The organism is Desulfonispora thiosulfatigenes DSM 11270, assembly GCF_900176035.1.
Lineage (GTDB): Bacteria > Bacillota > Peptococcia > Peptococcales > Desulfonisporaceae > Desulfonispora > Desulfonispora thiosulfatigenes.
Window position 1 is genome coordinate 81,091 of sequence record NZ_FWWT01000020.1, and the last position, 13,359, is coordinate 94,449.

General features: G+C 31.4%; 10 protein-coding genes and 1 rRNA gene. 9 read left to right on the forward strand and 2 right to left on the reverse strand.

Features of this window, described 5'->3' with window-relative positions; translation table 11 throughout:
* Window positions 1-32: 32 nt before the first annotated feature.
* Window positions 33-1,568 (reverse strand): glycosyl hydrolase family 18 protein, encoded by a 1,536-nt coding sequence (locus tag B8965_RS08390; RefSeq protein WP_084053613.1) that lies wholly within the window; start codon window positions 1,566-1,568, stop codon window positions 33-35.
* A gap of 159 nt (window positions 1,569-1,727) precedes the next feature.
* Here B8965_RS08390 and B8965_RS08395 point away from each other — a divergent pair, with 159 nt between their 5' ends.
* From B8965_RS08395 to B8965_RS08415, 5 genes are all read left to right on the forward strand, one after another.
* Window positions 1,728-3,338, forward strand: coding sequence for a thiamine pyrophosphate-binding protein (locus tag B8965_RS08395; protein WP_084053615.1), 1,611 nt, complete (start codon window positions 1,728-1,730; stop codon window positions 3,336-3,338).
* Between the two features lie 430 nt (window positions 3,339-3,768).
* Entirely contained in the window at window positions 3,769-4,500 is a 732-nt protein-coding gene (locus B8965_RS08400) for a GntR family transcriptional regulator (protein WP_084053617.1), read from the forward strand.
* Window positions 4,490-5,605, forward strand: coding sequence for a TRAP transporter substrate-binding protein (locus B8965_RS08405; protein ID WP_242941966.1), 1,116 nt, complete (start codon window positions 4,490-4,492; stop codon window positions 5,603-5,605). The genes B8965_RS08400 and B8965_RS08405 overlap by 11 nt, the downstream gene beginning before the upstream one ends.
* Before the next feature lie 123 nt (window positions 5,606-5,728).
* Window positions 5,729-7,612 carry a TRAP transporter large permease gene (locus B8965_RS08410; RefSeq protein ID WP_084053619.1) on the forward strand — a complete coding sequence of 628 codons (1,884 nt, stop codon included), beginning with the start codon at window positions 5,729-5,731 and terminating at the stop codon, window positions 7,610-7,612.
* Between the two features lie 63 nt (window positions 7,613-7,675).
* The gene (locus B8965_RS08415) at window positions 7,676-8,845 is read left to right on the forward strand and encodes an iron-containing alcohol dehydrogenase (RefSeq protein ID WP_084053621.1); all 1,170 of its coding nucleotides are present in this window, start codon (window positions 7,676-7,678) and stop codon (window positions 8,843-8,845) included.
* A gap of 77 nt (window positions 8,846-8,922) precedes the next feature.
* Here the strand turns inward: B8965_RS08415 and cimA are convergent, their stop codons facing one another.
* Window positions 8,923-10,518 carry a citramalate synthase gene (gene cimA, locus B8965_RS08420; protein WP_084053623.1) on the reverse strand — a complete coding sequence of 532 codons (1,596 nt, stop codon included), beginning with the start codon at window positions 10,516-10,518 and terminating at the stop codon, window positions 8,923-8,925.
* 274 nt (window positions 10,519-10,792) lie between these two features.
* Here cimA and B8965_RS08425 point away from each other — a divergent pair, with 274 nt between their 5' ends.
* The 4 genes from B8965_RS08425 to B8965_RS08440 all read left to right on the forward strand — a co-directional run.
* Complete coding sequence (locus B8965_RS08425) at window positions 10,793-11,503, forward strand: cytochrome c biogenesis CcdA family protein (RefSeq protein ID WP_242941967.1); 711 nt, start codon at window positions 10,793-10,795, stop codon at window positions 11,501-11,503.
* Window positions 11,504-11,520: 17 nt separating this feature from the next.
* The gene (locus B8965_RS08430) at window positions 11,521-12,084 is read left to right on the forward strand and encodes a TlpA disulfide reductase family protein (protein WP_084053625.1); all 564 of its coding nucleotides are present in this window, start codon (window positions 11,521-11,523) and stop codon (window positions 12,082-12,084) included.
* A 261-nt stretch (window positions 12,085-12,345) separates the two neighbouring features.
* On the forward strand, window positions 12,346-12,600 hold the full coding sequence (locus B8965_RS08435; protein WP_084053627.1) for a hypothetical protein: 255 nt from the start codon (window positions 12,346-12,348) through the stop codon (window positions 12,598-12,600).
* A 394-nt stretch (window positions 12,601-12,994) separates the two neighbouring features.
* Window positions 12,995-13,359 (forward strand): 16S ribosomal RNA (locus B8965_RS08440); the annotation flags it as partial.

Below are 13,359 nucleotides of genomic sequence, written 5' to 3' on the forward strand. Positions count from 1 at the left end.
ACAAAAAAGAGCATTTAACATGCTCTTTAAAATTAACGTAATATTCGTGCTACCATAGCTGCAAATTCAGCTCGGGTCACTATTTCATTAGGATAAAATTGATTAAATTCACGTCCAGCAATAAAGCCTAAATTTTTCAAAGTTAATATTTCTTCATGTGCCCAATGACTAGGTAAAACATCATAAAAGCCATTAGTGGAATTATTTGGATTTTTCAAATCAAAAGATCTTTTTAAAAGTACTGTTAATTCTGCTCTGGTTAAATTTTTATTAGGGCTAAATGTAATAGTTGAAGTCCCTTTTATAATATCATTAGAATAACCACTTAAAATTGGTGCTTTAGCCCAATGATTATTAGGTACATCGATAAATGGATTTTGAGTACCATTAGACCAATTAAGAATGCGTGATAATATAGACACAGCTTCAGCTCTAGTGATTCCCATATCTGGATCGTAGTGTTTAGGATCCTTTCCAGCTATAAATCCTTGATTAGTTAAATATATAATATCTTTTTGTGCCCAATGACCAAATATATCAATAAAAGAACCCTTATATAACCACTCTGAAAAATCATTCCAAATAGTAGTATCTTCTTGTCCTAATCTCCAACCAGCAACTCCAGCTATATCATATTTATTAACTAGTTCGAATTTTTCTTTTAAACTTTTAGCATTTTCAAACCAAATTTCAACATTGTTACCTTCAGCATTTTTGTATTTCACATAAGGAGTTTTAAATTCATTATTCCATTTTACTTGCGCATTATTTTCTTGTATTTTCTTTGTTAGAGTAGGGTAAGTTATTCCAACTCCATTTTGTTCATTAGTCCACATCCTACCGTAAAAGGGAACCCCTAAAATATATTTTTCCTTAGGTATTTGAGTTAACATATAATCCGTGCATCTTTTTACCCAAGGTATAGAAGCTACAGGACCAGGACCTCCCCCTTCCCAGTGCTCATCGTAAGCCATTACAACAATATAGTCCGCATAAATGCTCAATTTTTTTAGATCGAAGGTTGATTTCCAGCCAACAGTTGTAGGTTTATCAATTGCACCAACTGCAATTGATAGGGTTAAATTATGTGGAGTTAACTTTTGCTTAAGTATAGAGATAAAGGTTGTAAAAGCCTCTCTGTCTTCATAGGTTAAATTTTCAATGTCGATATTAATGCCATCGAGGTTATATTTTAAAAGTTCTTTTAAAATATCTTCTGATAATTTTTCCGGTTGTCTTATCGCAACTTGTCCAAGTTCTCGATCCCAGTGGTTACCTAAGAAGGGGGTAACTTTTATCCCTTTATTATGCATAGTTTTGACAAATGAAGGATCAACCGTTGTTAAAAGATTTCCGCTAGAATCCAAATTAAAATAGTTAGGACTAACAGTATTAACCGAGTTATTTGTCATATTAATTTGATTAAGGTATTTATTACTATTTCCATAAAGATACATCAAACTAATCTTTTCGTCATTCTTTGCATGAGATGGCGTATAACAAACCAAAACAAATGCCAGTACAAGTAATGCTAAAATTATGCATTTTGATTTAAATGTTCTAAACATGGAGCCCCTCCTAAGTATTTTAATGTGTACTATTTTAATAATAATAGGAAATTTAGAAATAATCTACCTTTAAAAAAAGGAAATAATTTAGCATAATTTGCAGATGTATAGAAAATACTCTCCTAGTAAATTATAACAGTAATAAAGGGGGTAGTGAGTATGGGTAAAAAAGATGTTTCTAATATTATTTTAGACCAGTTAGTAGAGTATGGTGTAAAAAGGATATTTGGTTTTGCAGGCGATGCAAATCTAACATTTATTGATGCTATTAATAAACATCCACAAATAGAGTATATTGCAACGAGGCATGAAGGAGCTGCAGCCTTTATGGCTTCAGCAGAAGCAAAATTAACAGGAAGAGTAGGTGTTTGCACAGCAACTTGTGGTCCAGGTACTGCTAATCTTTTAAATGGTTTAGCAGATGCTTATAGTGACAAAGCACCAGTATTAGCCATTACGGGACAAGTACCTACAAAATATATAGGTACTAATTATAAACAATATATTGATGAACAAGTGTTAATGGCACCAATAGCAAAATATTCAAGTTTACTTGTATCTGAAGAAGCAACAATTGATATATTATATAAAGCTTTACAAATATCAATAGGTCAAGGATCAGTAACTCATTTAGCTGTTCCAAAGGATATCTTTACAAAGCCATGTTCAAATAAGCCTAAAAAGAAAGAAAATATATATAAAGCTCAAAAAACACCACAAAAAATGGCTCTAGATAAGGCAATAAATTTAATTAATATCGCGCAAAGACCCATGCTTTTACTAGGAAGAGGAGCTAAAGAATATAAAAAGAAAGCTTTAAAGTTATCAGATAATTTAGGAGCAGCAATTACTTACAGCTTGGGAGCAACGGGTATAATCTCAAGTGAAAATAAATACTTTGTTGGGGGATTAGGGCTTGCCGGAACGGAGGGTTCTTCTGATCTCTTGCATCAGGCAGATCTTGTTGTAATAATTGGTTCTACATGGTGGCCAGAACAGTATGTACCTGAAAATACAGTTATAATTCAAATTGATGGAGTGTTAGAAAACTTAGGATTAAGTGCTAACATCAATATTGGTATAGAAGGATGTATTGGCGAGATATTAGATGAATTTATAGAAAAAATAAATGTTAAGAAAAATGAAAAATGGCAAGAAGTTATAAAAGAAACAAAGAATAAATGGCTTCAGGAATTAGAAGAAGAAATAAATAAAGAGCAAAATTTAATATCCCCTTTAAAGTTAGTAGCTGAAATAGAAAAAGAGATAACAAGCGATTCGATTATTAGTTTAGATGTAGGAGATCATACCTTATGGTTTAATAAAGTATTTAAAAAAGAATGTGAACAAGTATTGATTTCTGGAACATGGAGAAGTATGGGTTTTGGATTGCCAGCAGGCTTAGCAGCTAAATTTGAATACCCGAGTCGGCAAGTAATTGTCTTAGCAGGTGATGGTGGGCTCACTATGTCTATGAGTGAATTGGTAACAGCTGCTGAAAAAAATATCGCAGTTAAAATTATAGTATTTAATAATAAAGCTCTCGCTATGGAAAAAAATCGGATGATTAAATCTAAACTAGAATCTAAAGTAACTAATCTTTATAATCCGGATTTTTCTGAACTTGCGAAAGCATGTGGAATAGAGGGCTATAAAGTAAAAGAGTTAAGTGAGTTAAATGTTAATTTAAAAAAAGCCTTAGCTTCTAATAAACCAGCTTTAATAGATGTAGATATAAGTATGCCTATGCCTGCACATACAAAACTATAAATTTGTCGTTCATAAAATTACTAAAAATCCCGAAGTGGTTTTAAAATCATTCTGGGATTTTTATTTTACTTTAGATAGAATATTTACGAACATTAATAATCTTTTTCTGTGCAAAAAAACTTGGAAACATTTCACAGGTTGGAGCATAATATTTTAAAAACAAATAATAAATTTTTATATCTACTATTTACTTTTAAAGGTGCTACATAATTAATTTAATTGATAAAAGAAAAAGCAAGAAAATTGACAGAAAATTTATCCAATTTATCATTGATATATAAAATATATTTATATATTATATGTTTAACAAAACAAAGTAGTCATAAAATAAACTTATGTGAATAAAGTTAATCAAAGTCAATCAAATATCTAAGTACAAATTTTTTTCAAGTTACTGGTACGGACGATATTACAACAGGGGGAGGGAAAGATGAATTTAGACTTTAACGATCATATGCCCTTACATATTCAGTTAAGAGAACTTATTAGGGGAGAAATTATCAAAGGTACTTATAAAGACTCAAAAATTCCTAGTGAAAGAGAGTTGATGGAAGAGTTTAAAGTAAGTAGAACTACCGTAAGAGAAGCGATATCAGGATTAGTTCATGAAGGAGTATTACAAAAAAAACATGGCAAGGGAACATTTATTACCTTCAAACCAATTGAACAGTGGCTAGGCAGTTTACATAGTTATACTGAATTAATAGAAGGATTAAAAATGAACCCAGGCTCAAAACTTCTTTATAAAAATAAAGTGAAAAGACCAGAGTATATTCAAAGTATTTTAAATACCAATGAATTTTATGTAATTGAAAGGTTACGTTATGCTGATAATGAACCTATAGCAATCGAAAGACATTATTATCCATTAGAAATTGGTTTAAAGTTAGCTGAATTTGACTTAGAAAAAGAAACTATTTTTGAATTATTAGAATCATCATTAGGTATTATTTTAGCAGAAGCAGATCAAAGTATTTCTTCAGAATTACCCACAAAAAAAGATGCTAATCATTTAGAAATAGCGCAAAACATGAGTGTATTAGTAACTGAAAGAATGACATATGATCCAGATGGTAAAATTATTGAATATTATAAGGCTATTTATAGATCAGATAAATACGTCTTTAGGATAAATCTAAAAAGGGGGAATGGTGCAAAATAGAAGAGGTTTAGAACAAAAAATAAAAAATTTAGGAGGTTTAGTTATGAGAAAATTAGCAAGATTAAAAGTATTTGCATTAATTCTGGTGTTTGCCTTTATGTTAACGAGTGCAGTAGGTTGTGGTAGTGATTCAGCTAAAACAAGTGCTGATGGTGAAAAAGGTTATAAGTGGAGATTAGCTCAGTCAAAAGCAAGTCAACATCCAGTGTCACAAGGTTGCAATAAGTTTGCTGAAATTGTTAAAGAAAAGTCTGATGGCAAAATAATCATTGATGTCTTTAACGATGCAGTATTAGGTAGTGATAGAGAATGTATCGAAGGAGCTCAAAATGGTACTTTAGAGTTTGCTAGTTCTTCTACACCAAATATGTCTAGTTTTACTAACTTATTTGTAGCTTGGGATTTACCTTACATTTTTGAAAATAAAGACGAAGTTTACACAGCTTTAGATGGTGAGCCAGGACAGTTAGTAGCACAGGAAATGGAAAAGGCAGGATTTAAGGTTATCTTTTATCCGGACTATGGTTTTAGGCAAGTTGTAAATAATGAAAAAGAAGTAAAAGTTCCTTCAGATTTAAAAGGATTAAAAATTAGAACAACAAATTCTCCAGTAGAAATAGCTGACTACAATAATTTTGGAGCAAATCCTACTCCAATAGCTTGGTCAGAAGTATACACAGCTCTGCAACAAGGTACAGTGCAAGGTGAAGGAAACTCTTATTCTTTATTATGGGATACCAAACACCAAGAAGTTTTAAAACATGCTACTGAAGTAAATTATAACTACAGTGCCGACTGTGTAGTTATGAATAAAGAATTATATGATAGCTTATCACCAGAAGATCAAAACTTATTAATGGAAGCTGGTAAAGAAGCATTAGAATGGCAAAGAAATAGAGCTAATGAAAGAGAAGCTGAAGCTAAACAACAATTTATTGATTATGGAATTAAAATTTATGAGCCAACTTCTGCTGAGTACTCAGAGTGGAAGAATTCTGTAAAACCAGTTTGGGATGAATTTGTGGTTAAAGGTAAAGCTGATCCTGAATATGTAGATTTAATCCTTAAAACTTTAGGAAAAACAAAAGAAGATATTTTTAAATAAAGGTTATAAACAAAACTGTGATTAAAGGATATTCCCGTATCCTTTAATCACCTATCACAAAATTTACCTAATATATTATATCATGCATGTAAAAATGAAGCAATACTATAGGAGGTGTAAAGTATGTTAACAGAACAGGTAGTTAGCAATATAAATAAACCCTCAATTCTGAAACGAATAATAAGATTTTTAGATGAAAAGTTTGAAGAATATGCAATAGTTATTGGTTTTGTAATCTTTACATTATTAATAAATATGCAAGTTCTTAATAGATATGTACTTTCATTTGTAGAAATAGCGAATATAACAACTTGGACTGAAGAGGTAGCAAGATATATATTCATTTTTATAGCCTATTTTGGGGCAGCACTTGCAATTAAGAAAAATGAAAATATAAGAGTAGATGCTTTAATTAACAAAGTTCCTAAACCAATTTCACGTTCCTTAGACTTAGCTTCAGTATTATTAACATATATTTTATTCTTTATTTTATTAAAAGGTGGACTAGAAAACTGTATGCAACAATTTGTAAGAGGGCAAGTTTCTCCTGCATTAGGTTTACCAATGTATATTCCGTATTTTGCAGTGCCACTTGGAATTTTGTTAATGGCAATTCGTACTACACAAAACGTTAAAGTAGATTTAAAAGTTATGAATAAGAAAGAAATAGTAATTGCTTTCTTAATGGTAGCTGCTCTTGGTGTTCCGCTATTATTCTTAACCCAGGTTAAAGTAGCAATAGTATTATTTCTCTACTTTGCATTATTAATAATTATGGGTATGCCGATAGCATTTGCTTTAGGTGCATCAACGCTTGCTACTACTATAGCAACTAATGCAATTCCATTATCATATTTTTCCCAGTCAGCTTTTACAGGAATAGATAGTTTCCCAATTATGGCAATTCCGTTTTTTGTAGCAGCTGGAATTATAATGGGTGCAGGTAGTCTGCTAAAAAGACTATTAGATTTAGCTAATCAATTAGTAGGATCATTACCTGGAGGCTTAGCTTTAGTAACTATTATAACGTGTATGTTTTTTGCAGCCATTAGTGGTTCAGGTCCAGCTACTGTTGCAGCTGTAGGGACTATGATGATTCCAGCAATGGTTAAGCAAGGTTATAACCCAGCTTTTGCAACTGGTTGTGTGGCTGCTGCTGGCTCTATAGGAGTTATTATTCCTCCTAGTAATCCATTTGTTATTTATGGTGTAGTAGGTGAGCAATCAGTAGGAAAGTTATTCATGGCAGGGATAGTACCTGGGGTACTTATTGGTTTAACCCTTTGCGCAGTTGCCTTCGTTATTTCCAAGAAAAATGGCTGGAGCGGAGATAGGGATAAGATAGAAATAAAAGGTATTTTAAAAGCAACTTGGGATGCAAAATTAGCACTTATGATACCAATAATTATTTTAGGTGGAATATATGGAGGCTATATGACTCCAACAGAAGCAGCAGCAGTGTCTGTAGCTTATGGATTAATTATTGGACTTTGGGTTTATAGAGATATTAAGTTTAAAGATGTATATACAAGTTTAGTAAGTGCAGGTGTAACTCAATCTATAATTATTATTTTAATTGCTATGGCTACAATATTTGGAAGATTAATAACAATTGAAAGAGTAGCAGATGCTGTAGCGGTATTCGTTTTATCAATAAGTTCGAGTAAAATAATTATTCTTTTACTGATCAATCTTTTCTTACTATTTGTTGGAACTGTTATCGAATGTCTGGCAGCAATAGTAATTTTAACACCAATTTTATTACCTGTAATGATGAAAATTGGGGTAGATCCAATTCACTTTGGGGTAATTATGGTAGTTAACTTGGCAATTGGGTTTATTACACCACCAGTAGGAGTTAACTTGTTTGTTGCTTCAGGTATATCAAAATTAAGAATAGAAGAAGTGTCTGTTAAAATACTACCTTTATTAATAAGCATGATAGTGCTTTTAGGGCTTATAACATTTATTCCAGAAATATCAACTTGGTTACCGTCATTAATGTAAAATTTTTAGGTGAACTGGTACGTATGTAACTACCAACTAAAAAGAATAAGGGGAGGAATTTAAATGTCTACATTTTGTATAAATAAGCAAGTTGAGTTTGGTGCGGGTGCTTTAAAGCGTATAGGTGAATTAATAATTTCTTATGGAGGCACAAAAGTTTTATTAATCGTGGATTCATTCTTAGCCAAGGAACCTTTAAATACACATAAATATATTGGAGGTTTTATCGAAGAATCAGGATTAAAATATGTAACATTCTCGGATTATCAAGGAGAGCCAAGTACGGGTCATGTAAAAAATGCTTTAGCTGTTTTAAAAGAAAACAACTGTGATTGTATAGTAGCTGTAGGTGGAGGAAGTGGAATAGATCTAGCTAAGGCTGTAGCAGTATTTGCTAAAAATGAAAGTATAGCATGGGAAGAAATTGCTTCAAGACAGTGTTTGGAAAGGGTTCCTTTAATAGCCATATCTACAACCTCTGGAACAGGTTCAGAAGCCACAAAGGTAATGGTAATTACTAATTCAGATACAAATATTAAAATGAATCCTGGTCACCCTAATATTATTCCTGATGTTGCAATTTTAGATCCTGAACTAACGGTTAGTTTACCACCAAATTTCACCGCATTTACAGGAATGGATGCTTTAACACACGCTATGGAAGCTTACGTATCAACTAGAGCTAGCTCATTTAGTGATTTTTATGCTTATGAATCAATGAAAATAGTTAGTAAGGCTCTTCCACTTGCTTTTGCAAATGGTGCGGACATAAAGGCTAGAGAACAAATGGCTATAGCTAGTTATTATGCTGGTATTGCATTTTCTAATGCTTCAACTAACTTGGCTCATGCTGGTGGTAGACCATTAGGTGCACATTTTCATATTCCACATGGTTTAGGTGTAGCTTTATTGCTTCCTTTTGTAATTGAATTTGGTTTAGAAGTAGCCGAAGAAAGATATGCAAAGGTTGCCATTGCTCTTGGTGCTGACCCTAATTTATCACAGCAAGAATTAGCTAAAGAAGTCGTAAAGATAGTAGATAATTATAATGAAAAGTTTGGGATATGGGAAGCAGGAAGAAAATATATCCCAGATATAAAGGTATTATTAGAGAAAACGCCACTAATTGTGAGTGATGCTTTATCTGGTAATGGAATACTGACAAATCCTAAAGTTCCTAATGAAGAAGATGTAACTTTGGTATTTAAAAAATTAGCTGATAAATTAAGTTAATAAAATCCCAGAAATAATAGATCAATAAAAGGTACCCAATGGAGTAGACCGGAAAAAAGTCTACCTCATTGGGTTTTTTATTTACTACTGGCAATATCTTTTAATTCTTGTTCGTCCCTTAATAATTTATATTCAACGCTATCTACTAGAGCTATCCAGCTTGCTTTAATAATGTTTTCTGAAACCCCCACCGTTGTCCAAACTTCCTTAAGATCTTTAGTTTCAATAAAAACTTTTACTTTTGCTGAGGTTCCCGAAGTACCTTCTATTACTCTTACCTTATAATCAATTAAGTGATTTTCACCAATTGAAGGATAAAATTTACATAAGGCCTTTTTGAGAGCATTATCTAAAGCATTTACTGGTCCGTTTCCTTCAGCGGCTGTGTGCTCTAAAACCCCTTTAACTTTGATTTTAATTGTGGCGTCAGAAAAAATTTCAAGGTGCTTGGTTTCTACAATAACCCTAAAGTCTACTAAATCAAAATATTGTTTATAAGGAAATAATTGCTTCATTAGAAAGAGTTTAAGGGAAGCATCAGCAGATTCAAACTCATAACCTTCATTTTCTAATTCCTTAAGTTTAAATAACAGATCACGAGTTTTTGTATCGTCCTTTTCTAAAGTAATACCTAATTCTTTAGCTTTATAAACTAAACTACTAACTCCAGCCTGTTCAGAAACTAAAATATTTCTGCTATTACCAACTTTCATAGGATTTATAAATTCATAGGAAGTTGATTCTTTAATAATTGCATTTGCATGAACCCCAGCTTTATGAGAAAAGGCATTTTGACCAATAAAGGGTTGATTTTCATTAGGAGGAATATTTGCAATGTCATAAATAAAACGTGCATTTTCCGTTAATTTACATAGCGAAGCATCAGGTATAGTTTGAAAATTCATTTTTAAGGATAAAATAGGAATTATTGTAGTTAAATTAGCATTTCCACAACGTTCACCAAAACCATTCATGGTTCCTTGAATTTGTGTAAATCCGTTTTTTACAGCTGCCAAACTATTCGCAACGGCCAGTTCCATATCATTATGAGAATGTATTCCTAAGGGTATTTTTATTGTTTTATATATTTCTTTAGTGATATCATGAATCTCATCAACAGTTGTACCACCATTTGTATCTGCCAAAACAATACTATCTGCAGAGGCTTTTTCAGCAGCAAGTAAGCATTTTAAAGTATAGTCGGGATTGTATTTATAACCATCAAAGAAATGTTCAGCAATAAAAATAACTTCTTTATTATGTTTTTTTAAGTAACTCACAGAGTCTTCAATCATTACTAAATTTTCTTCCAGGGAAGTTTTCAAAACTTTTGTAACATGAAGGTCCCAGGTTTTACCAAATATTGTTAGTACGGGAGTCTCTGCTTCTAATAAAGAAGACAAAGTTGGATCATCTTCTACTTTGTTTAAAGGAGAACGAGTACTACCAAAGGCTGCTATTTTAGAGTTTTTTAGATCTAATTCTTTTACCCTTTTAAAATATTCAATTGTTTTAACATTTGATTTATTAGGCCAGCCTCCTTCTATATAGTCTACGCCTAATTCATCAAGTTTTTTAGTAATTACTAATTTATCCTCTAAACTATAGGATATTTTTACGCCTTGGGCTCCATCTCTGAGGGTTGTATCATATATATATACTTTATTTTTCATTACTATCTCTCCTTGATGTTATAATACAGACATATAATTTTAATTGTATTATACTATACAGCATAAAAACCAAAATTTCCATAGTTAAACTAAAATTATTATGATTAAATTGAAATTTGTGAAATTAGCAGACTATTTTGTTAATTTTTCTTATTATACTAAAAAAAGCAATTTAGATGTAATAATTAAATTTATTTGTTATACTTTGTAAAAAGTAAATAATATATTGCAAAAGGTATAAGTGAAAGTTATAACTAAAGAAGGAGGTAAGACTTTGTATACTACAGATCAAATAACTATCTGGATAGCGATTGGGGCTGGATTGTCTTCTTTTTTGTCTCCTTGTGTTTTTCCTTTAATTCCAACCTACATAACTTATATTACAGGTGCATCTGTAAATGATTTATCTTCTGATAGTAGTATGGGTTTTAAATTAAACGTTTTTTTGAACTCGATTTTATTTGTATTGGGTTTTTCTTTGGTTTTTATATTATTTGGTGTATCAGCAAGTGCTTTAGGTAAACTTATGCTTCAAAACCAAATAATTTTACGGAAAATAAGCGGGATTATAATTATCTTTTTTGGCCTTAATATTTCAGGATTAATTAAATATAATTTACTACAAAGGGAAAAGAGATTTAAATTTATTCCAAAGGGTGCAGGTCCATTAAATTCATTTTTATTAGGAATTTTCTTTTCAGCTGGTTGGACACCTTGTATAGGACCAATTTTAGGATCTATTTTAGCATTAGCAGGAAGTAGCGGTAATTATATATATGGAACTTATTTATTAGCTGCTTATTCTTTTGGATTAGCAATACCGTTCTTATTATCTGCATTTTTCATTGGTTTTTTATTAACGTTTATGCGTAAATATTCTTTTGTATTAAATTACATAAATATAGTGAGTGGGATATTAATGGTAGTTGTTGGCGTAATGATTTATACAGGATTTATTAACAAGTTAGCTGCTATTATTTCTTAAATACTAAGGAGGTTCATATGAATAAAAAAATTGTGATAATTATTATTTTAACTCTTGTGGTCTTAGTAAGTATGATTTTTATCTTGAATTATGCTGGAATAGGAGAAAAAACAACGAATAAAGATCTCTATCCTACAATAGTAGAAGTAGATAAAACTAGTAGTTTTCTTGAAGAAGGCAGTAAGGCAGCAGATTTTACATGGAAGAATGTAGATGGTAATAATATAAAGTTATCTGATTTTGAAGGAAAACCAGTTATCTTAAATTTTTGGGCTAGTTGGTGTTCTCCTTGTAAATCTGAGATGCCAGACATTGAAGCTTATTATAATATGAATAAAGAAGAAGTGAATATCTTAGCAATTAATTTAACTGTTTCTGAAAAGTCTGTAGAGGAAATAGCTCGATTTTTACAGGCAAATAAATATACTTTCCCTGTAATTTTAGATGATAAAGGTTTAGTTGCTCAAAAATACTTTGTGCGTTCTATTCCTACTACATATTTTATCGATGCAAATGGTGTAATAAAGAAGATTTACACCGGTCCATTAACTATAGAACAAATGGAAGCATATATTAAATAAAAATAAAAGTTTCATTGGTATAATAAAAATAACGCGGAATTATATTTTTACTAAAATAATAATTTAAATTAAAGCATAATTGTTAAATGAAATTGAAGTTAAATCTTACCTGCAAAATTGGATTATCCTTAATAACCTAAGTTATGCAGGGTTTTTTTTTGAAAATTTTATTCTTTTAGTATAAAACTATTCAATTCTACACAATATAAGGTCGTAAGTTAAAACAAAAACTTACCTAAAACAACCTAGGAGGTTTTACTGATGGATGATAAAATTAAACAAGCGATTTTAAACGCTCATAAGCTTCAGGAAGAAGTAAGTAACCTAAGTGCAAGTTTTGAGCCATCAAGTGTAATTAGTACGCAAGATAATGTGGAGAATTCATTAAGTGAAATTCGCTCATTGAAAAAAAGAGCAAATCTTGACCAAAGAGAGTTATTAGAAGTAGCTGAGCAACAATTATTAAATTCTCAAAAAGATGTGTTAAGAAATCAAAGTATCTATAATCCTTCCTAAGAAATTTTAGTAAAAGAGATTTACTCTCCAAAAAGAGTAAATCTCTTTTTTATATTAAAGATTAATTAAAAAAAATATATATAAGGAAGTAATAGTATAGGAAAGTATAAAAAATATAAATAAGTATAAAAATCAAAAAATAATCCTGAAATAATGTTGACATAATTATCAGAGGATGATAAGATAGTTTTTGTCGCCAAGAGGGGACGAAAAACACAAGAAAAAACAAAAGAAGAGAGAAATTCATAATTAAATGCAAAATGTTGAAACATACATGAGCATCACATCTTCTAAACAAGTTGTTCTTTGAAAATCAAACAGTTATAAAGAAACAGACCACAAGTAACAAACGGATAAATAACAAAGCCAAAAGTTGGTTTTGAGTAACAGGATATTAATGGAGAGTTTGATCCTGGCTCAGGACGAACGCTGGCGGCATGCCTAACACATGCAAGTCGAACGGACTTTTAGTTTTTAGTTTACTAAATTCTAAAAGTTAGTGGCGGACGGGTGAGTAACGCGTGGGTAACCTGCCCATAAGTTGGGGATAACTCCGGGAAACCGGTGCTAATACCGAATAAGCTTAATTTACCGCATGGTAGATTAAGTAAAGATGGCCTCTTTACAATGCTATCGCTTATGGATGGACCCGCGTCTGATTAGCTAGTTGGTGAGGTAATGGCTCACCAAGGCGACGATCAGTAGCCGGCCTGAGAGGGTGAACGGCCACACTGGGACTGAGACACGGCCCAGACTCCT